At 73.4% G+C, this 25638-nt stretch carries 22 protein-coding genes; 12 read left to right on the top strand and 10 right to left on the bottom strand.

Annotated features, from left to right (window positions below; translation table 11 throughout):
• The first annotated feature begins 238 nt into the window (after window positions 1–238).
• Together O7612_RS25070 and O7612_RS25075 are read left to right on the top strand one after the other, a co-directional pair.
• Window positions 239–4018 (top strand): multifunctional oxoglutarate decarboxylase/oxoglutarate dehydrogenase thiamine pyrophosphate-binding subunit/dihydrolipoyllysine-residue succinyltransferase subunit, encoded by a 3780-nt coding sequence (locus O7612_RS25070; protein ID WP_282267875.1) that lies wholly within the window; start codon window positions 239–241, stop codon window positions 4016–4018.
• 688 nt (window positions 4019–4706) lie between these two features.
• Window positions 4707–4886: a DUF6104 family protein gene (locus tag O7612_RS25075; protein ID WP_088645992.1), complete on the top strand. Its 180-nt coding sequence runs from the start codon at window positions 4707–4709 to the stop codon at window positions 4884–4886.
• Window positions 4887–5168: 282 nt separating this feature from the next.
• Here O7612_RS25075 and O7612_RS25080 read toward each other — a convergent pair whose 3' ends face one another.
• Together O7612_RS25080 and O7612_RS25085 are read right to left on the bottom strand one after the other, a co-directional pair.
• Window positions 5169–7352, bottom strand: coding sequence for a glycosyltransferase (locus O7612_RS25080; RefSeq protein WP_282267876.1), 2184 nt, complete (start codon window positions 7350–7352; stop codon window positions 5169–5171).
• Window positions 7345–7938 carry a hypothetical protein gene (locus O7612_RS25085; RefSeq protein WP_282267878.1) on the bottom strand — a complete coding sequence of 198 codons (594 nt, stop codon included), beginning with the start codon at window positions 7936–7938 and terminating at the stop codon, window positions 7345–7347. The genes O7612_RS25080 and O7612_RS25085 overlap by 8 nt, the downstream gene beginning before the upstream one ends.
• A 334-nt stretch (window positions 7939–8272) precedes the next feature.
• Between O7612_RS25085 and pta the strand changes: the two genes are divergently transcribed.
• From pta to O7612_RS25105, 4 genes are all read left to right on the top strand, one after another.
• On the top strand, window positions 8273–10348 hold the full coding sequence (gene pta / locus O7612_RS25090; protein WP_282267880.1) for a phosphate acetyltransferase: 2076 nt from the start codon (window positions 8273–8275) through the stop codon (window positions 10346–10348).
• Complete coding sequence (locus O7612_RS25095) at window positions 10345–11466, top strand: acetate kinase (RefSeq protein ID WP_282267881.1); 1122 nt, start codon at window positions 10345–10347, stop codon at window positions 11464–11466. Before pta ends, O7612_RS25095 begins: the two co-directional genes overlap by 4 nt.
• An 88-nt stretch (window positions 11467–11554) precedes the next feature.
• The gene (locus tag O7612_RS25100) at window positions 11555–12451 is read left to right on the top strand and encodes an alpha/beta hydrolase (RefSeq protein ID WP_282267883.1); all 897 of its coding nucleotides are present in this window, start codon (window positions 11555–11557) and stop codon (window positions 12449–12451) included.
• Window positions 12452–12669: 218 nt separating this feature from the next.
• Window positions 12670–13632, top strand: a complete 963-nt coding sequence (locus tag O7612_RS25105; RefSeq protein ID WP_282267884.1) for a chlorophyllase — start codon at window positions 12670–12672, stop codon at window positions 13630–13632.
• Window positions 13633–13678: 46 nt separating this feature from the next.
• Here the strand turns inward: O7612_RS25105 and O7612_RS25110 are convergent, their stop codons facing one another.
• The 3 genes from O7612_RS25110 to O7612_RS25120 form a co-directional block, all read right to left on the bottom strand.
• Window positions 13679–14641: a zinc-binding dehydrogenase gene (locus O7612_RS25110; protein ID WP_282267887.1), complete on the bottom strand. Its 963-nt coding sequence runs from the start codon at window positions 14639–14641 to the stop codon at window positions 13679–13681.
• Between the two features lie 106 nt (window positions 14642–14747).
• Window positions 14748–15926, bottom strand: a complete 1179-nt coding sequence (locus O7612_RS25115; RefSeq protein ID WP_282267889.1) for an NADP-dependent malic enzyme — start codon at window positions 15924–15926, stop codon at window positions 14748–14750.
• 148 nt (window positions 15927–16074) lie between these two features.
• The gene (locus O7612_RS25120) at window positions 16075–16425 is read right to left on the bottom strand and encodes a S24 family peptidase (protein ID WP_282267891.1); all 351 of its coding nucleotides are present in this window, start codon (window positions 16423–16425) and stop codon (window positions 16075–16077) included.
• Between the two features lie 84 nt (window positions 16426–16509).
• Between O7612_RS25120 and sodN the strand changes: the two genes are divergently transcribed.
• The 3 genes from sodN to O7612_RS25135 are packed head-to-tail and all read left to right on the top strand — an operon-like array spanning window position 16510 to window position 17875.
• On the top strand, window positions 16510–16914 hold the full coding sequence (gene sodN, locus O7612_RS25125; protein WP_067311955.1) for a superoxide dismutase, Ni: 405 nt from the start codon (window positions 16510–16512) through the stop codon (window positions 16912–16914).
• Entirely contained in the window at window positions 16911–17471 is a 561-nt protein-coding gene (locus O7612_RS25130) for a GNAT family N-acetyltransferase (RefSeq protein WP_282267895.1), read from the top strand. The genes sodN and O7612_RS25130 overlap by 4 nt, the downstream gene beginning before the upstream one ends.
• A complete protein-coding gene (locus O7612_RS25135; protein ID WP_067311948.1) occupies window positions 17468–17875 on the top strand; it encodes an ATP-binding protein in 408 nt (135 codons plus the stop codon). Before O7612_RS25130 ends, O7612_RS25135 begins: the two co-directional genes overlap by 4 nt.
• A gap of 39 nt (window positions 17876–17914) precedes the next feature.
• Here the strand turns inward: O7612_RS25135 and O7612_RS25140 are convergent, their stop codons facing one another.
• Window positions 17915–18304, bottom strand: coding sequence for a hypothetical protein (locus O7612_RS25140; protein WP_282267898.1), 390 nt, complete (start codon window positions 18302–18304; stop codon window positions 17915–17917).
• Window positions 18305–18346: 42 nt separating this feature from the next.
• Between O7612_RS25140 and O7612_RS25145 the strand changes: the two genes are divergently transcribed.
• Window positions 18347–19297: a diacylglycerol kinase family protein gene (locus O7612_RS25145; protein WP_067311944.1), complete on the top strand. Its 951-nt coding sequence runs from the start codon at window positions 18347–18349 to the stop codon at window positions 19295–19297.
• Between the two features lie 443 nt (window positions 19298–19740).
• Window positions 19741–19998, top strand: coding sequence for a WhiB family transcriptional regulator (locus tag O7612_RS25150; RefSeq protein WP_067311984.1), 258 nt, complete (start codon window positions 19741–19743; stop codon window positions 19996–19998).
• A 131-nt stretch (window positions 19999–20129) separates the two neighbouring features.
• Here the strand turns inward: O7612_RS25150 and O7612_RS25155 are convergent, their stop codons facing one another.
• The 4 genes from O7612_RS25155 to O7612_RS25170 form a co-directional block, all read right to left on the bottom strand.
• Window positions 20130–20888: a CbiX/SirB N-terminal domain-containing protein gene (locus O7612_RS25155; RefSeq protein ID WP_282274046.1), complete on the bottom strand. Its 759-nt coding sequence runs from the start codon at window positions 20886–20888 to the stop codon at window positions 20130–20132.
• A 122-nt stretch (window positions 20889–21010) separates the two neighbouring features.
• Window positions 21011–21775 (bottom strand): phosphoadenylyl-sulfate reductase, encoded by a 765-nt coding sequence (locus O7612_RS25160; RefSeq protein WP_282267902.1) that lies wholly within the window; start codon window positions 21773–21775, stop codon window positions 21011–21013.
• Entirely contained in the window at window positions 21772–21930 is a 159-nt protein-coding gene (locus O7612_RS25165; RefSeq protein ID WP_172898451.1) for an IS1 family transposase, read from the bottom strand. The genes O7612_RS25160 and O7612_RS25165 overlap by 4 nt, the downstream gene beginning before the upstream one ends.
• Window positions 21927–23648 (bottom strand): nitrite/sulfite reductase, encoded by a 1722-nt coding sequence (locus tag O7612_RS25170; protein WP_282267904.1) that lies wholly within the window; start codon window positions 23646–23648, stop codon window positions 21927–21929. Before O7612_RS25170 ends, O7612_RS25165 begins: the two co-directional genes overlap by 4 nt.
• A gap of 335 nt (window positions 23649–23983) precedes the next feature.
• On the opposite strand from O7612_RS25170, the gene O7612_RS25175 reads away from it, so the two are divergent.
• Window positions 23984–25630, top strand: coding sequence for a glycosyltransferase family 39 protein (locus O7612_RS25175; protein ID WP_282267906.1), 1647 nt, complete (start codon window positions 23984–23986; stop codon window positions 25628–25630).
• The last annotated feature ends 8 nt before the right edge of the window (window positions 25631–25638 follow it).

The following is a 25638-nucleotide window of genomic DNA, read 5'->3' on the forward strand; positions in this document are numbered from 1 at the left end:
GCCGCCCGGCCCGGTTGCGGTCCGGGTGGGGGAGCACACTCCGCCCCGAAGTCAACAGGACACGAAGAGGTCATTGACTTCTGGCATCTTCTGTGAATCCTGCCACCCAACGGAGGTGGAAATGCCTACCGTAATCTCACGGCGTAGCCTGGGAGCCGTCCCCCGCCCACGCGCACTTCCGGACGACGGCGGACACCGCGTGACACACAAACCCGCGTGAAAGAGGCGATTACCGGCCGTGTCGACCCAGCAGACTTCGCAGGAGAACCCACTGGCGGGTTTCGGCCCGAACGAGTGGATCGTCGAGGAGATGTACCAGCGCTACCTCGCCGACCCATCGAGCGTCGACTCGGCCTGGCACGACTTCTTCGCCGACTACCGCCCCGGCACCGCGACCTCGCGCCCGGCCGAGGGTAGGGGCACCCCGGCCGCCGAGCCGGAGCCGGCCGAGCCGCAGCAGCCGGCCGCCGCGAAGGAGCAGCCCGCCACCCAGGAGCAGCCGGCCGCCAGCGCCAAGCCGGCCACGGCCACGAAGGCGACCACCACCGCGAAGGCCGCCCCGGCCAAGCCCGCCGCCGCCAAGCCGGCCGCGACCACCAAGCCCGCCACGAGCGCCAAGCCGGCCGCCGCCGCCAAGCCGGCCGCGAAGGCCCCGACGGCCAGCGCCGCCGGCACCACGCCGCTGCGGGGGGTGGCCGCCCGGATCGTGCAGAACATGGACGCCTCGCTCTCCGTGCCGACCGCCACCAGCGTGCGCGCCGTTCCGGCCAAGCTGCTCGTCGACAACCGCATCGTGATCAACAACCACCTCGCCCGGGGACGCGGCGGCAAGGTCAGCTTCACCCACCTGATCGGGTACGCGCTGATCCGGGCCGTGGTGGAGCACCCGGAGCTGAACAACTCCTTCGCCGAGGTCGACGGCAAGCCGGCGATGGTCCGCCCGGAGCACGTCAACCTGGGCATCGCCATCGACCTGACCAAGCCCGACGGCACCCGTAACCTGGTCGTGCCGTCCATCAAGGGCTGCGAGCAGATGGACTTCCGGCAGTTCTGGCAGGCGTACGAGGACGTGGTCCGGCGGGCCCGCCGCAACGAGCTGACCATGGAGGACTACGCCGGCACGACGATCTCGCTGACCAACCCCGGCGGTATCGGTACGGTCCACTCCATCCCCCGGCTGATGCAGGGGCAGAGCGCGATCATCGGGGTCGGCGCGATGGAGTACCCCGCGCCGTACCAGGGGATGAGCGAGGCGACCCTGGCCGAGCTGGCGGTCAGCAAGATCATCACGCTGACCAGCACCTACGACCACCGGATCATCCAGGGCGCGCAGTCCGGCGAGTTCCTCAAGGTCATGCACGAGCTGATGCTCGGCGAGCGCGGCTTCTACGACCAGATCTTCACCTCGTTGCGCATCCCGTACGAGCCGGTGCGCTGGGTGCGGGACGTGGCCGTCGACTCCGAAGGCCAGATCAACAAGACGGCGCGGGTGCACGAACTGATCCACGCCTACCGGGTCCGGGGCCACCTGATGGCCGACACCGACCCGCTGGAGTTCGCCATCCGCAAGCACCCCGACCTGGACGTCCTCCAGCACGGGCTGACCCTGTGGGACCTGGACCGCACCTTCCCGGTCAACGGCTTCGCCGGCAAGCAGCGGATGAAGCTGCGCGAGATCCTCGGTGTGCTGCGTGACTCGTACTGCCGGCGGCTCGGCATCGAGTACATGCACATCCAGGACCCGGAGGAGCGCCGCTGGATCCAGGAACGGATCGAGCGCCGCTACGAGAAGCCGGCCGCCGACGAGCAGAAGCACGTGCTCAACCGGCTCAACGCCGCCGAGGCCTTCGAGACCTTCCTGCAGACCAAGTACGTCGGCCAGAAGCGGTTCTCGCTGGAGGGCGGCGAGTCGCTGATCCCGCTGCTCGGCGAGGTGCTGGAGGCGTCCGCCGAGGACGGGCTGGACGAGGTCGTCATCGGCATGGCCCACCGGGGCCGGCTCAACGTGCTGGCCAACATCGTCGGCAAGCCGTACGAGAAGATCTTTTCGGAGTTCGAGGGCCACCTCGACCCGCGTTCCACCCAGGGTTCCGGCGACGTGAAGTACCACCTCGGCCAGAACGGCAAGTTCACCACCCCGGACGGCGACCACTCGGTCAAGGTCTCGGTGGTGGCGAACCCGTCGCACCTGGAGGCGGTGGACCCGGTGCTGGAGGGGATCGTCCGGGCCAAGCAGGACCGGATCGACCTCAAGCTGGAGGGCTATACCGTGCTGCCGCTGGCGGTGCACGGTGACGCCGCCTTCGCCGGGCAGGGCGTGGTCGCCGAGACGCTCAACCTGTCCCAGCTGCGCGGCTACCGCACCGGCGGCACCGTGCACGTGGTGGTCAACAACCAGGTCGGTTTCACCACCGCGCCGGAGTACAGCCGGTCCAGCCTCTACAGCACCGACGTGGCCCGGATGATCCAGGCGCCGATCTTCCACGTCAACGGCGACGACCCGGAGACCGTGGTCCGGGTCGCCCGGCTGGCCTTCGAGTACCGGCAGGCGTTCAACAAGGACGTCGTGATCGACATGGTCTGCTACCGCCGGCGCGGGCACAACGAGGGCGACGACCCGTCGATGTCCAACCCGCAGATGTACAAGATCATCGACTCGAAGCGTTCGGTCCGCAAGCTCTACACCGAGGAGCTGATCGGCCGGGGCGACATCACCGTCGAGGACGCCGAGGAGCTGCTCCGCGACTACCAGGCGCAACTGGAGCGGGTCTTCAAGGCCACCCGGGACGCCGCCACCACCCCCCGCCAGGTGAGCCGGCCGAGCCGCGAGGACGAGCCGGAGCCGCAGGTGGAGACCGCCACCGACGCCGCCGTGGTCAAGGCGATCGGCGAGGCGCACGTCAACCTGCCCGACGGCTTCACCCCACACAAGCGGATCCAGCAGTTGCTCGACCGGCGGGCCAAGATGTCCGTCGAGGGCAACATCGACTGGGGGTACGGCGAGATCATCGCGTTCGGCTCGCTGCTGCACGACGGGATCACCGTCCGGCTCGCCGGTCAGGACTCCCGCCGGGGCACCTTCGTCCAGCGGCACGCCTCGATCGTCGACGCGAAGACCGGCGAGGACCACCTCCCGCTCAAGTCGCTCACCGCCGACGGCGAACGGTCCCGGTTCTTCGTGCACGACTCGCTGCTCAGCGAGTACGCCGCGATGGGCTTCGAGTACGGCTACTCGGTGGAGAACGTCAACGCGCTGGTCTGCTGGGAGGCCCAGTTCGGCGACTTCGTCAACGGCGCCCAGTCGGTGATCGACGAGTTCATCTCCTCCGGCGAGGTGAAGTGGGGCCAGCGCTCCGCGGTCACCCTGCTGCTGCCGCACGGTCACGAGGGGCAGGGTCCGGACCACACCTCCGGACGCCCCGAGCGGTTCCTCCAGATGTGCGCCGAGGACAACATGCGGGTGGCCATCCCGACCACCCCGGCCAACTACTTCCACCTGCTGCGTCGCCAGGCCCTGTCGCCGAAGCGCAAGCCGCTGGTGGTGTTCACGCCGAAGTCGCTGCTGCGGCACAAGCTCTGCGTCAGCCCGGTGGAGGACTTCACCACCGGCACCTTCGCCCCGGTGCTGGCCGACACCGCCGCGCCGGCACCCGAGCAGGTCAAGCGGGTGCTGCTCTGCTCGGGCAAGGTCTACTACGACCTCTTCCAGGCCCGGCAGGAACGGGGTGTCACCGACACCGCGATCGTCCGGATTGAGCAGCTCTACCCGCTGCCGGTGCAGGAGATCCGGGCCGCGCTGGCGGCGTACCCGAACGCGGAGGACTTCGCCTGGGTACAGGAGGAGCCGGCCAACCAGGGGGCGTGGAGCTTCGTCGCGCTCAACCTGCTGGAGCACCTGGCCGACGTCCGGCTGCGCCGCATCTCCCGGCCCGCCGCCGCCGCCCCGGCGGTCGGCTCGGCCAAGATGCACGAGGTGGAGCAGACCGCGCTGATCGACGCCGCCCTCCCCCGCCCCTGACCGCGACCGTCCCGACTCGATCCACCCGGCCCGCGCCCCTCCCCGGGGGCGCGGGCCGTCCCGTGCCGCCCCACCCAGGCCTGGCCGCACCACCCCGCCCTAGCCGCACCACCCCACACCGCCCTGCCCTGCCCTGCACCGCCGCACCGCACCACCCAGCACCGTCGCACCACACCGCACCGGCACACCGCAGCGCCACACCGCCGCACCGGCACACCGCCACACCGCACCGCCACACCACCCCGCACCGCCGCACCGCACCGCCACACCGCCACACCACACCGCACCGCCACACCGCCACACCACACCGCACCGCCACACCGCACCGCCACACCGCCACACCATCCCGCACCGCACCGCACCGCACCGCACCGGGCGAGGCTCCCCCGTGGGGCGGTCGGCACGGACCACAGTTTCGGGGAGAGTTGTTGTCGCCCCAGCGACAACAACTCTCCCCGAAAGGGCCGAACCCGCTGCGCGGTGGGCGCAGCGGGTGGCGTCAAAGGCCGCCTCCGACAGCTCTCCCCCGTCACGGGCCGAACCCGCTGCGCGGTGGACGCGGCGGGTGGTGCAGGGTGACCGCTCGGGACTGCTTCGCCACCCGGGTGGCGAAGCAGTCCCGAGCGGGAGGGATCATGTCCATTTCCGGGTTGGCCCGAGGCCCGGAACTCAGCAGTGAGGAGGCACGATGTACTTCACCGATCGTGGGATCGAGGAACTGGTGCAGCGGCGGGGTGACGAGCAGGTCACCCTGGAGTGGCTCGGCGAGCGGCTGCGCGACTTCGTCGACCTCAACCCCGAGTTCGAGACGCCGGTCGAGCGTTTCGCCACCTGGCTGGCCCGCCTCGACGACCTCGACGAGGACTGATCCCGGCCGGGCGTACCGTCGGCCGGCACCGCCCACGGCCTATCCACCGCCCGGCACCGCCCACGGCGTACCGCCGGCCGGCACCGCCCACGGCCTACCGCCCAGCACCGCGCACGGCCTATCCACCGCCCGGCACCGCCCACGGCGTACCGCCGGCCGGCACCGCCCACGGCCTACCCAGCGGCCGGGACCGCCCACGGCGTACCGTCGGGCGTACCGCCGGCCGGGACCGCACACGGCCTACCCGATGGCCGGGACCGCCCACGGAAACCCCCCGACGGGTCAGCCGCTGCGGACGGGTTCCAGGCCGATGCGGCGGAGCTTCTGCCAGCCCAGCCGGCCTCCGGTCACCGCGGTGACCACCGCCTGGACCAGCACCAGGTACATCAGCTGGCGGTAGACGAACTGTTGCAGGGGCAGCACCCAGAGCACCCCCAGCTTCTCCCGGTCCAGCCGGAACGCCACCACGGCGGTGGCGGTCTGTACCCCGAGCATGGCCAGCCAGGCCACCGCCGTGGCCTTGCGGTCGAGGAAGAACAGGCCGTACAGGGCCAGCAGGTCGATCACCGGCGCGAGCAGGGGCAGCAGCACCCCGAAGAGGCTGAGGAAGAACATGCACCGCCGGGTGAACCGGCCGGACGCGCCCCGGTCGAAGACCGAGCGGCGGTGCTTCCACATCGCCTGCATGGTGCCGTAGCTCCAGCGGTAGCGCTGCTTCCAGAGCTGCCCGATGGTCGCCGGGGCCTCCGTCCAGGCGCGGGCGGTCTCCTCGTAGACCACCTTCCAGCCCGCCCGGCCCAGGGCGATGGTGATGTCGGTGTCCTCGGCCAGGGTGTCGTCGGTCATCCCCCCGGCGTAGCGCAGCGCCTCCCGCCGGAACCCGCCGATCGCGCCTGGCACCGTCGACATGCACCGCAGGGTCTCGTAGAGCCGCCGGTCCAGGTTGAACCCGATGACGTACTCGATGTGCTGCCACTTGGCGATCAGGCTGCGCCGGTTGCCGACCTTGACGTTGCCGGCCACCGCCCCCACCTGCGGGTCGGCGAAGGGTTGCACCAGCCGGCGGACCGCGTCGGGCTCGAAGACGGTGTCCCCGTCGACCATCACGATGAGGTCGTGCCGGGCCAGCGCCAGACCGGTGTTCAGGGCGCTGGGCTTGCCGCCGTTGGGCTTGCGGACGACCCGGACGTTGGGCAGGCCGAGCGCGTCCACGATGTCGGCGGTGCCGTCGGTGGAGCCGTCGTCAACGACGACCACCTCGATCCCGCCCGGGTGGTCGCCACCGGCCAGCGAGCGGACCGCGGCGGCGATCCCCTCCTTCTCGTTGTAGGCCGGGACGATCACCGAGACCGGGGCGGTGACCGGTGGCCCCCAGCTCCAGTCCCTGCGCCGTCGACGGCGGGCGTGCCGCCCGGCCAGCACGAACAGCACGGACGTACGGCCGACGGTGAGCAGGCCGACGACGACGAAGAGCCCGCCGAACACGGTCAGCATGTGGTCGGCGCCCTGCACCGCCCAGATCAGCATCCGGCCGCGCCACCGGTCGGCGGCGGAGGCGGGCACGGCGGCGTCGACCCGGTGGTCCACCCCGGCGGCGGCGAAGGCGAGGTTCAGTCCCTCCGTGGCGGTGACGAACCGGTATCCCCGCTGCTTCATCATCGGGATGAACCGGTCGAGGGCGGCGACGGTCTGCGCCCGGTCGCCACCGGCGTCGTGCCAGAGGGTGACGGCGCCGGAGTCGCCCTCCGGGGCGGCGTTCTCGATGATCCGGTCCACCCCGGGCAGCGACCAGTCCTGGCTGTCGGTGTCGTTGAGGAAGGTCAGGTAGCCGAGGTCACCGGCGGCGGTGAGCACCGGCCAGTCCCGGTTGTCGATCGCCCCCGGGTGCGAGGAGTACGGGAACCGCACCAGCGAGGTCCGCAGGCCGGTGGCGCTGGCCACGGCGAGCTGGGTCTGGGCGTACTCCAGCCGCTGTCGCCACCCGGGCAGCTCGGCGAGGTCGGGGTGGGTGAAGGTGTGCACCCCGAGCTGGTGCCCGCCGTCGGCCAGTTCCCGGGCCACCCCGGGATACCGGGCGACCTGCGACCCCAGCACGAAGAACGTCCCCTTGACCTGGTGGGTGTCCAGGACCCGCAGCACCTCGCGGGTCCAGACCGGGTCGGGGCCGTCGTCGAAGGTCAACGCGATGGTGCGCGGCGGCAGCCGGTAGGAGCGGACCATCTCGCTGCTGGCGCTGATGATCGGCCCACCGGTCACCACCGAGGTGGGTACCTCCCGCTGCCCGCCGGTGCTCTGCCGGCGGTCCGGGGCGAAGGAGGCGTTGGCGTACGCGCCGACGAGCAGCACGCCGGCCAGCAGGGACAGCACCGTGCCGAGCAGGATCCAGCTCGGTGGTGGCACCGCCCGGCGTCGGCGGGCCGGCCCGACGCCGCGACGGTGTCCCGCCCGGACGGGCGGCTCACCCATCGACGCGTCCGCCGTCGCCGGGCACCGGGTCGGGCAGGGTCGGCGGTTCGTCCGTCGGCTCCGGTGCCGGCGGCGTCGTGGTCGTCGGGGCGGGCCGGGTCGGTCGGGGCGAGGCCGATCCGGTGGCCGGGCTGCGGCTCGGCGACCGGCTGGCGCTCGGGGACGGCGACGGGGTGCCGGTGGAGCGGACCGCGGACGGGGTGACCGGGACGGCGGCGGGGGTGCCCGCCGCCGGCTTCCGGGAGGCGGCGGTCGGCGGCGCGACGTCGGTGGGGGCCACGGTGCCGGCGGCGGGAGCGCGGGTGGTCGCCCCGGGCGACGGTGACGGCGACCGTTCGGGCTGCGCCACCTCGTCGACGAAGGGGAGCACCGCGTGCGGCGCGATGCCGCCCGCGAAGCTGACCCCCACCAGGCCGGTGTAGATCAGGCCCACCAGCCCGAGGGCGTACGCGAACCAGCGCAGCCGGGAGTGGCGTCGGCCGGTGGGGTCGACGAACACCGGGGTCGGCGGGGTGACGGCGGCGATCGTCGCGGTGGGGCCGTCGGCACGGCTGATCACCACGGTCGGCCCATCGAATTCCGTCACGCCGTCGATACAATGTGGATCAGCAGCAGACTGACCGCCGGCCGCACCCACCGGTCTCGATTTCCCGGAGTGTGCATTTTTCCTGCTCAGACGGTCGGCAGCCATGGGATGCGAGTCTAGGCACGAGGATCACTCAGCTCCTAGCCCGTCCCACTAATGAGACTCGGGTCGCACTGGCGGACGCTCGCCGTCGCGCTGACGCCCACCGGACCGGCCCCGGCGGGTCGCACCGGACCGGCACCGTCTGGCCCGCACCGGACCGGCACCGGCGGGGCGTACCGGTTCGGGGCGAAGGTCCCGGGCGGGGCGCGACCTGATCTTCTAGGGTGGGGGCGTGGCCCGCAGCGTCTACCTGACCAGCGTGGGGTCCGGCGGGGGTAAGTCGACCATCGCCCTCGGCCTCGCGGAACTCCTCTCCCGGCAGGTCGAACGGATCGGCGTGTTCCGGCCGCTGGTCTCCGACGCCGGCCCCGACCCGATCCTCGCCCTGCTGCACGACCGCTACCGGATCGAGCTGCCCGAGGCCGACCTGACCGGCGTGACGTACGCCGAGGCGGCGGCCCTGGTCGCCGACGGACGGCGGGAGGAGCTGATCTCCCGGATCGTCGAGCGGTACCGGGCGGTCGAACGACGCTGCCCGGCGGTGATCGTGGTGGGCAGCGACTTCGCCGACGGCGGGGACACCGCCGGCCCCCGGGAACTGGCCTTCAACGCCCGGCTGGCCACCGAGTTCGGCAGCGTGGTGGTGCCGGTGGTGGACGGCTTCGGGCAGCAGCCGGAGGCGATCACCGCCGCCGCGCGGGGGGCGTACCACGATCTGGCGGACCTGGGCGCGACGGTGCTGGCGGTGATCGCCAACCGGGTGACCGGCGCGTCGACCCTGCCCGAGCTGCCCGTCCCGACGTACGCCATCCCGGAGGTGCCGAGCGTGTCCGCGCCGACGGTGGCCGAGGTGGCGGCGGCCCTCGACGCCACCCTGCTGGCCGGGGACGCCGCCGCCCTCGGCCGGGACGTGCTCGACTACGTGGTCGGCGCGGCGCACGTGCCGATCCTGCTCGACCACCTGACCGAGGGGGCGCTGGTGATCACCCCCGGCGACCGGGCCGACCTGCTGGTCGCGGCGGCCACCGCGCACGTCGCCGGCCAGGTCTCGCTGGCCGGGGTGGTGCTCACCCTCGGCGAGCAGCCCGACCCCCGGGTCATGCGTCTGGTCGAACGGCTCAACACCGGCTTCGCCGTGCTCTCGGTGACCAGCGACAGCTACGACACGGTCGAGGCGTCCAGCCACATCGAGGGCCGGCCCGGCCCGGCCAACCCGCGCAAGGTGGAGGCCGCCCTCGGCGCGTTCGAGGGCCACGTGGACACCGTCGACCTGGCCCGCCGGCTGCGGGTCAGCCGCTCCGAGCGGGTCACCCCGCTGATGTTCGAGTACGACCTGATCGACCGGGCCCGCGCCGACCGCCGCCGGCTTGTGCTGCCCGAGGGCACCGACGAGCGGATCCTGCGGGCGACCGAGATCCTGCTCCGCCGCGGGGTGGCCGACCTGACCCTGCTCGGCCGCCCCGACGAGGTGGCCCGCCGCACCCGCGAGCTGGGCATCGACCTGACCGGCGCGGAGGTGGTCGACCCCGCCGGCAGCGCCTGGCGGGACGGGTTCGCCACCCGGTACGCGGCCCTGCGCGCCCACCGGGGCGTCACCGTCGAACTGGCCCACGACATCGTGGCCCAACCCAACTACTTCGGCACCATGATGGTGGCCACCGGGCACGCCGACGGAATGGTCTCCGGGGCCACCCACACCACGGCCGCCACCATCCGGCCCGCCTTCGAGATCATCCGTACCGTGCCGGGCGTCTCGGTGGCGTCGAGCGTGTTCTTCATGCTGCTCGCCGACCGGGTGCTGGTCTACGGCGACTGCGCGGTCAACCCCGACCCGGACGCCGCCCAGCTCGCCGACATCGCCATCTCCTCGGCCGACACGGCGGCCCGGTTCGGCATCGAGCCGAGGGTGGCGATGCTGTCGTACTCGACCGGGGACTCCGGCGCGGGAGCCGACGTGGAGAAGGTCGCCGCCGCCACCAGGCTGGTCCGCGAACGCCGGCCCGACCTGCTGGTCGAGGGGCCCATCCAGTACGACGCGGCGATCGACCCGCAGGTCGCGGCGACCAAACTGCCACGGAGCACGGTCGCCGGCCGGGCCACCGTGTTCATCTTCCCGGACCTCAACACCGGCAACAACACCTACAAGGCGGTGCAGCGGTCGGCGGGGGCGGTGGCCGTCGGCCCGGTGATGCAGGGCCTGCGCCGACCGGTCAACGACCTGTCCCGGGGCGCGAAGGTCGCCGACATCGTCAACACGGTGGCGATCACCGCCATCCAGGCGGCCGGATCGCCGGAGGAGGGGTCGTGACCGACCGGGTGCTGGTGCTCAACTGCGGGTCGTCGTCGGTGAAGTACCGGCTCTACGCCGGGGGGTCGACCGTCGACTCCGGCACGGTGGAGCGGGTGGGCGAGCCGGGCCGTGGACCGGCCGACCACGGCAGCGCCGTCCGGGACGTCCTCGGCCGGCTCGACCTGACCGGGTTGACCGCGGTGGGGCACCGGGTGGTGCACGGCGGCCGGCGGTTCAGCGCGCCGGTCCGGATCGACGACGTGGTCTTCGCCGCGATCGGGGAACTGGTGCCGCTGGCGCCGCTGCACAACCCGGCCAACCTCGCCGGCATCGAGGTCACCCGGGAACTGCTGCCGGACGTCGCCCAGGTCGCGGTCTTCGACACCGCCTTCCACCACACCCTGCCCGAGGCCGCCGCCACCTACGCCATCGACCTGGAGACCGCCCGCCGGCACGACATCCGGCGGTACGGCTTCCACGGCACCTCCCACGCGTACGTGTCGCGGCGCACCGCCGAACTGCTCGACCGGCCGTACGACCGGGTGCGGACGATCAGCCTGCACCTGGGCAACGGGGCGAGCGCCTGCGCCGTGGACGGTGGGCGCAGCGTGGCCACCTCGATGGGGATGTCGCCGCTGGAGGGGCTGGTGATGGGCACCCGCAGTGGGGACCTCGACCCGACGGTGATCTTCCACCTGCGCCGCGAGGGCGGGCTGGGCGTCGACGAGATCGACGATCTGCTCAACCACCGCAGCGGGCTGCTCGGGCTCACCGGGGCCAACGACATGCGGGAGGTGCTGTCCCGCCGGGCCGACGGGGATCCCGCCGCCGTCCTCGCCTTCGACGTCTACTGCCGGCGGATCACCGGCTACGTCGGGGCGTACTACGCGCTGCTGGGCCGGGTGGACGCGGTCACCTTCACCGCCGGGGTGGGCGAGCACTCCCCCGAGGTGCGGGCCGCCACCCTGGCCGGGCTGGGCCGGCTCGGCATCGCCGTCGACCCGGAGCGCAACGCCGGCACCGGCGACCGGGTGATCTCCCCGGCCGGCGCGGAGGTCAGCGTCTGCGTGGTCGGCACCGACGAGGAACGGGAGATCGCCCGGCAGACCCGCGCGGTGCTGACCGGCGGGGACTGACCGGTGGAGGCGCACCGACCGGGGTGGTGACCACCATCGGTCCGGACGGCCGGGCCGGGACGGGCCGCGGACCACCTACCGTCGAGGGATGGGGGTGAGACGGCTGTGCGCCGTGGTGCTGGCCGCGTCGCTCGCCGGCTGCGCCCCGGCCACCGTCGCCACCGAGCCGCCCCCGCCGGCCCGGCACGCCCCGGACCAGGCCCGACCGGTCGCGGTCCGCACCCTCACCGTCGACGCGTCCGGGCCACGCCCGCTGCCGGTGACGCTGTGGTACCCGACCGAACGCGGCACGGTCGCCCCGGGCCGGTTCCCGGTGGTGGTACACAGCCACGGCCTGCTCAGCCTGCCCGAGTTGCACGCCGCGCTGGCCACCCGGTGGGCCGCCGCCGGGTTCGTGGTGGCTGCGCCGGCATACCCGTACACCAGCCGGCGGGCGACCCGGTTCAGTCGCGCCGACGTCCGCAACCAGCCCGCCGACGCCTGGCGGCTGATCCGGCACCTGGTCCGGCTGGACACCCGCGTCGGTGACCCGCTGGCCGGGCACCTGGACGTCGGCAGGTTCGCCGCGACCGGCCACTCGGCGGGCGGCTTCACCACCGCCGGCATGTTCACCTCCGGCCACCCGGCCCGGCTACGCTCCGGCGTGATCATCGCCGGGGGCGGGCTGGCCGGGGCCTTCGCCGGACCGGCCGCCCCGCTGCTCTTCGTGCACGGCACCGCCGACCCGGTGGTGCCGTTGACCGTCGGGCAGGCCGGCTACCGGCGGGCGACCGGCCCGAAGGCGTTCCTCGGCGTGCTCGGGCAGGGTCACGGCGAGTACCTGACCCCGGGCCGGCCCGGCTTCGACCAGGTCCTCGCCGCCACCACCGACTTCCTCCGCTGGACCCTCTACGACGACCGGGACGCCGGCCGCCGGCTACGCACCGACGCCGCCCGTCCCGGCGTCACCACCTTCGACGACCGGCTGGCCGGCCCGGGTCCGTGACCGCCGCCCCCGACGGGGCGTCCGGGCCGCGACGAAGGCGTGCGCCGGTCCGGGCAGGCGCGTGCACCGGCCCGGGACAGGACCGCCCACCGGGACGAGGCGGGGCCGCCCGCCGGGCCGGGGCGGGGCCGCCCGCCGGGCCGGGGCGGGGCCGCCCGCCGGGACGAGGCGGTTCGTAGCAGGCCGGGTAGCCCGACCGGCAGGGCACAATCGGGTTCATGTTCCGTCGCCGTACCCCGGTCCTGCTGACCGCCGCGCTGCTCGCCACCGGCCTCGCCGGCTGCTCGACGCCGGCTCCCGCCCCCACCGCGGCACCGCCGGCACCGCCGAAGACCACCGCCCCGGCTCCGCGTGTCCCCGCCGGCACCGCGCCGGCCGAGGCGTTCGCGGTCGGCGTACGACAGCTCACGCTGAACCGGGGCGGCGACCGCCCGCTGCCGGTGACCCTCTGGTACCCGGCCCGGGGCGGTGCGGGTGCGGCGGCGCAACGGGATGCGACGGCGGCCACCGGACGCTTCCCGGTGGTGGCGTTCAGCCACGGCCTCGACGGGCGGCCGACCGACTACCGGGCGCTGCTGACCCGCTGGGCGGCGGCCGGTTTCGTGGTGGCCGCGCCGACCTTCCCGCACACCGGCAAGGGCACCGACGGCAGCGTCCTCGACGTGCTCAACCAGCCCGCCGACGTGTCGTACGTGCTGGACAAGGTGCTGGCGCTGGACACGAGGGCCGGTGACCCGCTGCGCGGCCGGCTCGCCACCGACCGGGTGGCGGCGGCGGGACACTCGGCCGGCGGGGTGACCACCATCGGCCTGTTCACCACCGGCCGGGACGAGCGGCTGCGCGCCGGGGTGGTGCTCGCCGGGACCGGGCTGGGGGTGGGCACCGCCTTCGCCGGGGCCGCCGCCCCGCAGCTCTTCGTGCACGGCCGGGCCGACGAGGTGGTCGACTACGCCGCCGGTAAGGCCGTCTACGACGCGGTGCCCTGGCCGAAGGCGATGCTCAGCCTGCCCCGGGGCGACCACGGCCGCGCGCTGCTCGGCGACGAGGCGGCCCTGCGGGTGGTCTCCGACACCACCATCGAGTTCCTCCGCTGGACCCTCTACGGCGACCGGGCCGCCAAGGGCCGACTGCCCGCCTCGGCGGCCCGGGGTGACATCGCCACCCTCGACGACCGGCTCTGACCGGCCCCGCCGCCGACCGGCCGGCGGCCCGGTCGACGCCGCGCCGTCAGACGGTGTGGTCGACGACGATCTTGCCGAAGACCTCACCGGAGTGCAGCCGGGCGAAGGCGTCGGGCACCCGGCTGAACGGGACCACGCTGTCCACCACCGGGCGCACCTCGTGCTCGGCGCAGAACGCGAGCAGCTCGGTCAGCTCGTCCGGGGTGCCCATCGAGGTGCCGAGGATCTCCAGCTGCATGGCGAAGACCCGTCGCAGGTTCACCGCCGGCAGGTGCCCGGAGGTCGCCCCGGCGACCACGATCCGGGCCAACGGCGCGGCCGACTTCAACGAGTGGTCGAAGGTGGCCGCGCCGATCGTCTCGATCACCACGTCGACCCGCTCCGGCAGCCGGGCGCCGGGCTCCACCGCGGTCGCGCCCAGCGCGGCGATGCGCTCCCGCTTGCCGGCGTCGCGGCTGGTGGCGTACACCCGCTTGCCCAGTGCCACGCCGAGCGCGACCGCTGCGGTGGCGACGCCGCCGCCGGCCCCCTGCACCAGCACCGACTCGCCGTCGGCGACCCGGCCACGAGTGGTGAGCATCCGCCAGGCGGTGAGCCAGGCGGTCGGCAGGCAGGCCGCGTCGGTCGCCGACAGGCCGGTCGGCAGGGGCAGCAGGTTCATCCGGGGTACCGCCACCCGCTCGGCGAGGGTGCCCTGGTAGTGCTCGGAGAGGATGGAGACGCCGCGCGGGTCGCCGGGGGTGGGCAGCACCGGGTAGACGACCACCTCGTTGCCCTCGGGGTCGGTGCCAACCGCGTCGCACCCGAGGATCATCGGCAGCTGACCGTCGGCGAGCCCCACCCCGCGCAGCGACCACAGGTCATGGTGGTTGAGCGAGCTGGCCCGGACCTGCACGGTCACCCAGTCGTCGTGCGGGTGGGCGGGCTCGGGACGGTCGCCGACGGTGAGCGCGGCGAGCGGGTTGTCGGCGTCGAACCGGGAGGCGAAGGCGGCACGCATGATCCGCACCGTAACAGCGCGACGATCGTTCCCGAAGGGTTCGGGCGGCTCAGGCGCGGGCGACGCCGTCGTGGCGGGCGGGTCAGCCGCGGGCGACGCCGTCGTGGCGGGCGGCTCAGCCGCGGGCGACGCCGTCGTGGCGGGCGGCTCCGGCGACCGCCGCCGCGACCGCCGGGGCGACCCGGGGGTCGAGCGGGGATGGCACGATGGCGTCCGCGCTGAGCGACCCGGCGACCACCCCGGCGATCGCGTCGGCGGCGGCCACCTTCATCCCGTCGGTGATCCGGGTGGCCCGGGCGTCCAGCGCGCCCCGGAACACCCCGGGGAAGGCGAGCACGTTGTTGATCTGGTTGGGATAGTCGCTGCGTCCGGTGGCGACCACCGCCGCGTGCCGGGCGGCCACTTCCGGGTCCACCTCCGGGTTCGGGTTGGCCAGGGCGAAGACGATCCCCCCGGGGGCCATCCCGGCGACCGCAGCCTCGTCGATCCGCCCGCCGGAGACGCCGATCAGCACGTCCGCGTCGCGCAGCGCCTCGGTGACGTCACCCCGGCGGCCCTGGGCGTTGGTGGTCCCGGCGAGGTGCGCCTTGGTCTCGGTCAGGTCGGCCCGGTGCCGGCCGATGATGCCCCGGGAGTCGCAGACCACCACCTGCTCCGGGTCCACTCCCCCGGCGACCAGCATCCGGGTGACCGCGATCCCGGCGGCCCCGGCCCCGCTGACCGTCACCCGCAGGTCGCCGAGCTTGCGGTGGAGCAGGGTCGCCGCGTTGCGGAGCGCGGCGAGCACCACGATCGCGGTGCCGTGCTGGTCGTCGTGGAAGACCGGGATGGGCAGCGCCTCGTCGAGTTGCCGTTCCACCTCGAAGCAGCGCGGGGCGCTGATGTCCTCCAGGTTGATCCCACCGAACGACGGGCCGAGGGCGCGCACCGTCGCCACGATCTCGTCGACGTCCTGGGTGTCCAGACAGATCGGCACCGCGTCCACGTCGGCGAACTGTTTGAACAGCACCGCCTTGCCCTCCATCACCGGCAGCGCCGCGCGCGGGCCGATGTTGCCGAGGCCGAGCACGGCGGAGCCGTCGGTGACGACCGCGACGGTGTGCGACACCCAGGTGTAGTCGTCGACCAGGGCCGGGTCGGCGGCGATCGCCTCGCACACCCGGGCCACCCCCGGGGTGTACGCGAGGGAGAGGTCCTCCCGGTTGGTCAGCGGGACCGTCGAGGCGACGGCCAGCTTGCCGCCGAGGTGCAGTCGGAAGACGGGGTCGGCGGAATCCACGGTGGATGCGGACATGGTGACTCCAGGATCTGTCGAAGCAGACGGAGCGGCCGGCGCGAGGGCGCGAGGTGAGGCGGAGCGGCGACACGCGGGTACTCGGTACGGGGGTCACCCGGGCACCTCCCGAGCATAGTCAGCCCACCGGCGTCGCATGTGAGGAGGGTCATATCGACACGGTCGGCAGCCGGCCGGGGCGGGGCCAGTAGCGGAGCACCACCCGACCCAGCACGTCGGCCACCCCGTACGTGCGCGAGTCGTCGGTGCCGAACTCGTTGTCACCGCGCAACCACCAGCCGTCGTCCTGCCGACGGACCGCGCGCTTGACCACCAGCAGGTCCGGGCGGCTCCGGAAAACGGCCACCACCACGTCGCCGGGGCGGACCGGTCGGCCACCCCGGCGGACCAGCACCGCGTCGCCGTGGCGCAGGGTCGGCGACATGGACGGGCCGACGACGCCGACGGCGGTGACCGGGGCACGCAACCGTGGGGTGGAACCGGGCCCGCCGACCGTCACGAGGTTTCCCCTCCGCCCCTGCCGGGGACGTCCTCAGGAGTAGTGTCGTCTCGGATCATCGCAAACATCCCATGGAGGACCCTGATGCGACTTGCCCGCATCCTCTCGCCCCGTGTGACCGCCAGCGCGCACTGCGACCTGCCGTGCGGCGTGTACGACCCGGCCCAGGCCCGGATCGAGGCCGAGTCGGTCAAAATGATCTGCGAGAAGTACCAGGCGAACACCGACCCGGAGTTCCGCACCCGGGCCATCCTGATCAAGGAGCAGCGCGCCGACCTGGTCAAGCACCACCTGTGGGTGCTCTGGACCGACTACTTCAAGCCGGCGCACTTCGAGAAGTACCCGCACCTGCACCAGCTCTTCAACGAGGCCACCAAGGCGGCCGGCGCGGCCGGCGCCAAGGGCGCGACCGACCCGGCCAAGGCCGACGAGCTGCTCCAGAAGATCGACGAGATCTCCAAGATCTTCTGGGAGACCAAGCAGGCGTGACCCTGCCCGCCACGGCACCGGCGATCCGGCCGGCACGTCCCGAGGACGTGCCGGCCGTCGTCACGATGGTGCACGAACTGGCCGACTACGAGCGGGCCGCCGACCAGTGCCTGCTCACCGTGGCACAGCTCGACCGCGCCCTGTTCGGCCCGGCCCCGGCCCTGTTCGGTCACGTCGCGGTGGACGACGACGACCGGCCCGTCGGCTTCGCGCTGTGGTTCCTCAACTTCTCCACCTGGGCCGGTGTGCACGGCATCTACCTGGAGGACCTGTACGTCCGGCCGACCCACCGGGGCACCGGGGCCGGTCGGGCGCTGCTCGCCACGCTCGCCGGGATCTGTGTGGAGCGCGGCTACCAACGGCTGGACTGGTCCATGATCCACTGGAATCCGGCCGCCCGGTTCTACGCCTCGATCGAGGCCGATCCGATGACCGAATGGATCCCGTACCGGCTCAGCGGAGCGGCCCTGCGCGGCCTCGCCGGGCGAGGGGTGACGTCGGCCACGCACGTGTCGGCCCGGCCGGGTAGAGTCCCGGACCGGGGGGATGAGGCGTGACTCAACTGACCGGCCAGCCAGCGACCGACGACGACGTCGTGCACCTCACCGTGCCCGCCGACGGCGGATACCTGGGCGTGCTGCGCACCGCCACGGCGGGGCTCGCGGCCCGTCTCCAGTTCGCTCTCGACGAGATCGAGGACCTACGGATCGCGGTCGACGAGGCGTGCGCCATGCTGCTCGCCATCGCCACCCGCGACGCCGAGTTGGAGTGCCGCTTCTCGGTCACCGAGGACGCGCTGACCGTCGAGGTGACGGTGCCGACCGTGCGCGGCGCGGCGCTGCCGGGCGAGTCCTCGTTCGCCTGGAAGGTGCTCACCGCGCTGACCACCTCGGCGGCGGCCGAGTCGGCCGACGGCCGGGCCACCATCTCGCTGTTGACCCGCCGCTCCGCCGGTTACTGACCCCCGGCCGCCCGGCCGTCCCGGGCCGGTGGCCGAGGGTCAGTCGAAGCCCAGCGCCCGGGTGGTGGGTGGGCTGACCAGCAGCGCGCAGACGCCGAGGCCGAGCGCCATCAGGGGGACGCCGAGCCAGCCCAGCCCGCCGGAGATCATGAACCAGCCGACCGGCAGCAGCATCAGCTCCAGCACCATCGCCGGGGCCCGGGCACCGGCCCGACGACGGGCCAGCGCCCCGCCGAGCGCCCAGAGGGCGACCGCACCGGCGACCGCGAAGCCGGTCACGAAGAGTGCCGAGACGAGGTCGGTCTTGGTGGCGGTGAGGTCGGCCCAGACGAGCCACCCGGAGAGCAGCGCCAGGGCGACCGCCTCGGCCCGCAGCAGGCGTACCGCCCACCGCAGGGTGTCGGGAACCGGCGCGGAGTCGATCGTCACGCGGGCCACGATACCGCTGTCCGATCACGTAAAGTGCCGCCCATGCGGGCCGTCCTGGTGGTCAATCCGAAGGCCACCACCACCAGCGAACGCAGCCGGGACGTCCTGGTCCGGGCACTGCGCAGCCAAGTAGACCTGTCGGTGCGGTACACCCGCCGCCGGGGTCACGCCACCGACCTGGCCCGGGAGGCCGCCCAGGAGGGTGTCGACCTGGTGGTCACCCTGGGTGGCGACGGCACGGTCAACGAGGTGGTCAACGGCCTGATGACCGCCGAGCCACCGACGATCCGCACCGGCGGTTCCCCGGCGGACCGGTTGCCGGCGCTGGCCACCGTGCCGGGCGGCTCGACCAACGTCTTCGCCCGGGCCCTCGGGCTGCCCCGGGAGTGGGCGGACGGCACCAGCATGATCCTGGAGGGGTTGCGGCTGGGCCGGTCCCGGACGATCGGGCTGGGCCGGGCCGACGACCGCTACTTCACCTTCTGCGCCGGCTTCGGCCTGGATGCCGCGGTGATCAACCGGGTGGAGCAGGCCCGGCGGCGGGGGCGGGTGTCGTCACCGTCGCTCTACTTCCGGTCCACCCTGAGTCACTACTTCCTCGGCGCGCACCGCCGTCACCCGGCGATCAGTCTGGAGCGGCCCGGCGAGCCCGCCGAGGGCGAACTGGGCACGGTGATCATCCAGAACACCGCGCCGTGGACGTACCTGGGCGACCGGGAGGTCAACCCGAACCCGGAGGCGTCGTTCGATCTCGGGCTGGACGTGTTGGCGCTTCGTCAGCTACGCGTCGCCAGCACAACACGGACAGTGACCCAGCTGCTGTCCCGACACCCCGACCCGCACGGCAAGCAGGTGCTCCGACTGCACGATCTGGAGGAGTTCACGCTGGTCTCGGCCCGTCCGCAGGCCTTCCAGCTGGACGGGGACTACCTCGGCGAGCGACACAAAGTCAGATTCACCTCCGTTTCCGGCGCACTGAGAGTAATCTGTTAGGTCTCGGGTAACGCCCTAGGTCGAGCGGTCGGGACACCGCGCGGCGCGGTGGCCGCCACACCGAGGAGGTAGTGCCGGAAATGTCAGCAATGTCACGCGGACTGTACTATATTGATCCTCGACTGTGGTACGCCGGGTAACGGGGAAGCCCGGGAACCGGACAAAAGGGTCGTGAGCTTGCTCACCGAGCGGAGTTTTTCCGCGCGTCACCCCTTGACATCGCGTTCGTTCGTGAAAGTATTCACAAGCGAACTTGAGTTACCGGGACATTGCCTGGATACGCTCGGCGGGCCGAGCTGTTCCAGCAGGCCCAGGCGCTGAACGAGTCTGCTCACGCAATGCTGAATAGTCGTACGCGAACCGTAACGATTGGCACTGCGGACGGATATAAGAAAAGCACCAGCGTTATCTGCCGCCCATCCAGAATGAGGAGTGTTGCCGCCATGGACTGGCGTCACAATGCCGTCTGCCGCGACGAGGACCCGGAGCTGTTCTTCCCGATCGGGACGTCCGGTCCGGCCGTCCTGCAGGTCGAGCAGGCCAAGGCCGTCTGCCGGCGCTGCTCCGTGACCGACCAGTGCCTTCAGTGGGCACTGGAGTCCGGTCAGGACGCCGGCGTCTGGGGCGGGATGAGCGAAGAGGAGCGCCGCGCGGTCAAGCGCCGTGGCGGTCTCCGGGTGCTGCGCGCTCATTCCGCCTGAAACCGCTCTCACACGCTGTTCGCCCCGGCCGGGTCCACCCCGACCGGGGCGTTCCGCATTCAATACTCTCCGTTACCGGAACCCGACTGTCGCGCGTGCCGAAGCATTCACGCACAGTAATGTCGGAGCGGTTACTCCCGGTTGCCGTCGACCGTGGCGTCGACCCGCCGCAGCACGAGGTCCACGAGGTCCGGTGAGTCGTTCAGCGGCGCGCTGACGGCCACCGCGCCCGCCCGGCGGGCCGCCGTCACCACCGAGTCGTGGAAGAGCCCCGGCGCGAGGAAGTAGGCGCACACCGCCACCCGCCGGGCACCCGCCGCGCGCAGCCGGGTGACCGCCACCTCGGCCACCGGCGGGGCGGCCGAGGCGTACGCCACCGTGCAGGGCACCCCGAACCCGGTGGAGAGGGCGGCGGCGACCCGGCCCACCGAACCACGCGCCCGCGCGTCCCTGGTCCCCGCCGCTGCCAGCACCAGCGCGTCGACGTGTCCCGGCCCCGCCTCGGCCAACCGGTGCCCCAGCCCGGCCAGCAGCCCGGCGTCCACCGTGCCGTCGGCCGGTCCGAGCACGTCGGTCACCCGTACCGTCAACTCCGGCGCGGCCTCCCGGGCGGCCGCCACCGCCGCCGGGACGTCCACCCGCCGGTGGTACGCGGCGGTGAGCAGCAGCGGCACCACGACCGCCGTACGGTGACCGGCGGCGGCCAGCCCGCGCAACACCTCGGTCGGCCCCGGGTCGGTGTGGTCCAGCCAACTGGGCAGCACCGGGGTACCGGGACGGGCCGCCTCGACGGCCCGGGCCAGCGCCCGGGTCGCCGCCGCAGCGCGTGGATCCCGGCTGCCGTGCGCCACCAGCACCACCGGCACACCGGCGCCGGGCAGCACCGGCACACCGGACCCGGCCGGCAGCGGCCCGGCGGTGACCCGTGGCTCCCGCAGGCCGCCCGCAGCCGGCGGACCGGCGGCCGGTACGGCGGCCACCGGCCCGGCCGCCGGGAGGTGCTCCGGCCCGGTCAGACGTGCAGACCGCACTCGGTCTTCTCGAACATCGCCCACCGGCCGGCGCGCGGATCCTCCCCCGCCCTGGTGCGGCGGGTGCAGGGCCAGCAGCCGATCGAGCCGTAGCCCCGGCTGAGCAGCTCGTTGACCGGGATGTCGTAGCGGGAGATGTAGGAGTCCACGTCGGCCTGGGACCAGGCGGCGATCGGGTTCACCTTCACCTTGCCGCGTCGGGGGTCGAACGTGACCACCGGCGTGTTCGCCCGGGTTGGCGACTCGTCCCGGCGCAGCCCGGCGGCCCAGGCGTCGTACCCGGACAGGGCGCGCTCCAGCGGCTCGACCTTGCGCAGCTGGCAGCAGTCGTCCGGCGAGCGGTTGAACAGCCGGGGCCCGTACTCGCCGTCCTGCTGGCCGACGGTCTGCCGGGGCCGGATCGACCGGACGTTCACCGGCAGCCGGCGGGCCACCTCGTCGCGGACCCGCAGCGTCTCCGGGAAGTGCAGCCCGGTGTCCAGGAAGACCACGTCCACGCCCGGGGCCACCCGGGACACCAGGTGGGCGAGCACGGCGTCGGCCATCGAGCTGGTCACACAGAGCCGGTCGCCGAAGGTGTCGGCCGCCCAGCGGGCGATCTCCAGCGCCGGAGCGCCCTCCAGCTCACGGCCGGCCCGCTCGGCCAACGCCCGCAGCTCGGTCCGGTCCCGACCGGCCGGATCGGCCGACCGTGCCCCGCCGGGGCCGACCAGACCCAGATCGGTGGCGGAGAGCAGGCCGGTCATCGGGCCACCGCCCGGCTGAGCAGGCCGTTGAACTTCACGGTGAAGACCCGCGCGCAGGCGTGGCACTCCCAGGCGCCGTGTCCGGCCTCGTTCGGTCGCAGGTCCTCTTCGCCGCAGTACGGGCAGTGCAGCGGCGCGGATCGGGTTTCGCTCATCGGAGTTCCTCCTCGTCGACCCTGATCACCCAGTTGGCGAACGTCTCGCCCTCGGTCCGGCCGGCCAGGTAGCGGCGGGCCAGTCGTTCCACGTACTTGGGAAGCTCGTCGGCGGTGGTCTTCAGGCCGCGCAGCTTGCGGCCGAACCCGGCGGTCTGTCCCTGGGCCATGCCCAGCCCGCCGCCCAGGTGCACCTGGAAGCCCTCCACCTGCCGGCCGTCCGGGCCGACCACCAGCTGACCCTTGAGGCCGATGTCGGCGACCTGGGTGCGGGCGCAGGCGTTCGGGCAGCCGTTGATGTGGATGGAGATGTCCGCGTCGAAGTCGCGCAGCCGCTCCTCCAGCCGGGCCACCAGCTCCTCGCCGCGCGCCTTGGTCTCGACGATGGCCAGCTTGCAGAACTCGATCCCGGTGCAGGCCATGGTGCCGCGCCGCCACGCCGACGGCCGGGCCTCCAGACCGATCCCGCGCAGCTCGTCGACCAGGGACTCGGTCCGCTCCGACGGCACGTCCAGCACCAGCAGCTTCTGGTACGGGGTGAGCCGCACCCGGTCACTGCCGTGCGCCTCGACCACGTCGGCGAGCTTGGCCAGCTGCCCCCCGGAGACCCGCCCGACCACCGGGGCGGCCCCGACGTAGTTGCGCCCGTCGCGCTGCCGGTGCACGCCGATGTGGTCGACCGGCTTGTCGGGCAGTTGCGGGGCAGGGCCGTCGAGCAGGGTGCGCCCGAGGTACTCCTTCTCCAGCACCTCCCGGAACTTCGCCACGCCCCAGTCGGCGACCAGGAACTTCAACCGGGCCCGGTTGCGCAGCCGGCGGTAGCCGTAGTCGCGGAAGATGCCGACCACGCCCGCCCAGACGTCCGGCACCTCGGCCAGCGGCACCCACACGCCGAGCCGCTTGGCCAGCATCGGGTTGGTGGAGAGGCCACCGCCGACCCAGACGTCGAAGCCGGGGCCGTGCTCCGGGTGCTCGACCCCGAGGAAGGCGATGTCGTTCGCCTCGTACGGGGTGTCGACCAGCCAGGAGATCGTGGTCTTGAACTTGCGGGGCAGGTTCGAGTACGCCTTGTCGCCGACGTACCGCCGGACGATCTCGTCGAGCGCCGGGGTCGGGTCGAGCACCTCGTCCTCGGCCACTCCGGCGACCGGGCTGCCCAGCACGATCCGGGGGCAGTCGCCGCAGGCCTCGGTGGTCTGCAGGCCGACCGACTCCAGCCGCCGCCAGATCTCCGGCATGTCCTCGACCCGGATCCAGTGGTACTGGATGTTCTGCCGGTCGGTGATGTCGGCGGTGTCCCGGGCGAACTCCCGGGAGATGTCGGCGATCACCCGCAACTGGGCCAGCGAGAGCTGACCGCCGTCGACCCGGACCCGGAGCATGAAGAACTCGTCCTCCAGCTCGTGCGGCTCCAGCACGGCGGTGCGCCCGCCGTCGATGCCGGCCTTGCGCTGGGTGTAGAGGCCCCACCAGCGGAACCGGCCGCGCAGGTCCTGCGGGTCGATGGAGGCGAACCCGCCGTGGGCGTAGATGTTCTCGATCCGGGCCCGGACGTTCAGCGGGTCGTCGTCCTTCTTGATCCGCTCGTTGGGGTTGAGCGGCTCACGGTGCCCGAGGGCCCACTGTCCTTCGCCACGGGGACGACGGGGGGCACGGGTGACGGGGCCGGCGGTGGGCGTCGGGTTCCCGGGGCGGGCCGGGGTGCTGCTGACCGCCATCGCGGCGTCCTCCGTTGTCTCTGCGGTGCCTCGTGGGAGCGCGGGCGCGGCGGCTGGGCCCTGGGAGGGCCGAGGACAACGGTGTCGGAACGGCCGGCGCGGAATGCGCGCCCGAGACGGATGGGTCGGGCGTCGTCAGTAGGCCGGACAGAGCGCGCTGCGTACGCGACCGTAGTCGACGTGGCGGCGGGCCACGAAGCGGCGGACGACAGCGGCGGTCATGCCGCTATGTTCCCACACCCACCGGAGACCGGCCAATGACTAGGTGCGACATCCCACATCACGGGCCGCAGCCCCGCCGTGACCGTCGCCACCGGGTATGGAATCCTCGATCGATGGGCGCAATGTCCGTAAAGAGGTATTCAGCGGGATTGTCGCGGGCACTGGTCTGGCTGGTCCCGCTGCTGGCCACCCTGCTCGTCGGCGGCTACGGGACCGGCCGGGCACAGCTCTGGCGCGACGAGCTGGCCACCTGGAGCGCGGCCACCCGACCGGTCGGGGACCTGCTCCGGCTCACCCGCACCATCGACGCGGCGAGCGGCCCGTACTACCTGTCGGTGCACGCCTGGACGGAGCTGGCCGGCGACTCCGAGGTGGCGCTGCGGCTGCCCTCGGTGCTGGCCATGGCGGCGGCGGCCGGCCTCACCGCCGTACTCGGTCGACGGTTGTTCGGGTCGGCTGCCGGCCTGCTCGCCGGCCTGCTCTTCGCGGTCCTCCCGGGCACCTCCCGGTACGCGCAGGAGGCCCGGCCGTACGCGCTGGCGACCCTCCTCGCCGTGCTGGCCACCGTGCTGCTGGTCCGCGCGCTGGACCGCCCCGGCCGGTGGCGCTGGTCCGGCTACGCGGCGGCGGTGGTCGGGCTCGGCCTGGCGCACCTGCTCGCCCTGGGCCTGGTGGCCGCGCACGCCGTGGCGGTGCTGGCCGGCCGACCAGCGGCCGGCCCCGCCCGCCCGGGCTTGGCAGCCGACCCCGACCATCCGGACGGGACAGCCGGCCCCGCCCGCCCGGGCTTGACAGCCGACCCCGACCACCCGGACGGGACAGCCGGGCCCGGTGGGCGGTGGCGGGACCGCCGGTCCGCCGGCTGGGCGGTGGCCGTGCTGGTCGCCGCGCTGCTGCTGGTGCCGCTGCTGGTCACCGCGGCGGGGCAGCGGTCACGCCAACTCGACTGGATCACCCCGGCCCGGCCGGCGGACCTGGCGGCCCTGCCGGGTGCCCTGGCACAGAGCGGTGTGGTCGGCGGGGTGCTGGTCGGGCTCGCCGCGCTCGGGGCGGCCCGGGCGGGACGGCGCGCTCTGCTGCCCGGAGCCTGTGCGCTGCTGCCGGTGCTGCTGCTCTTCGCCGCCGCGCTGGCCGTCCCGCTGTGGGTGCCGCGGTACCTGTTCTTCACGGTGCCGTTCGGCTGCCTGCTCGCCGGTGCCGCCCTGGCCGGGCCACCGGGGCCGGTGCCGACGGGATGGCGGCCGACGGGATGGCGGCCGACGATCGGCGCGGGACTGGCGGTGGTGGCGCTGACCGGGCTGCTCGGCCTGCCCGACCAGGCCGCGGTGCGGCACGGTCACGGCTGGCCGCGCAGCGCCACCGTCGACTACCGGGGGGCGGCGGCGGTGATCGCCGCCGGACAGCGGCCCGGCGACGCGGTGGTCTACGCCCCCCGCGACGGCTGGTTCTTCCTCGACCTCGGAATCGACTACCACCTGGCCCGGATGACCGGTGACCCGGCCGGCGGGGTCCACCCCCGGGACGTGCTGGTCACCGAGGGACGACGGGAGCGGGCCGACCTGTGGGTCGGCGAGTGCGCCCGGCCCGCCGGGTGCCTGGCCGGCGTCGACCGGGTCTGGCTGGTGGTCGCCGGGCGGCGCGACGACCCGCTCGCCGCGGTGCCCGGGGCCACGGGCGGGGCGCTGCGGGCCGGCTTCAGTGTCGACGAGGTCCGGCCCCGGCCGGGGGTGACCGTGGCGCTGCTCGTCCGCAGGGGCTGAGCGGCACG

The organism is Micromonospora sp. WMMD987 (assembly GCF_029581435.1).
Lineage (GTDB): Bacteria > Actinomycetota > Actinomycetes > Mycobacteriales > Micromonosporaceae > Micromonospora > Micromonospora rifamycinica.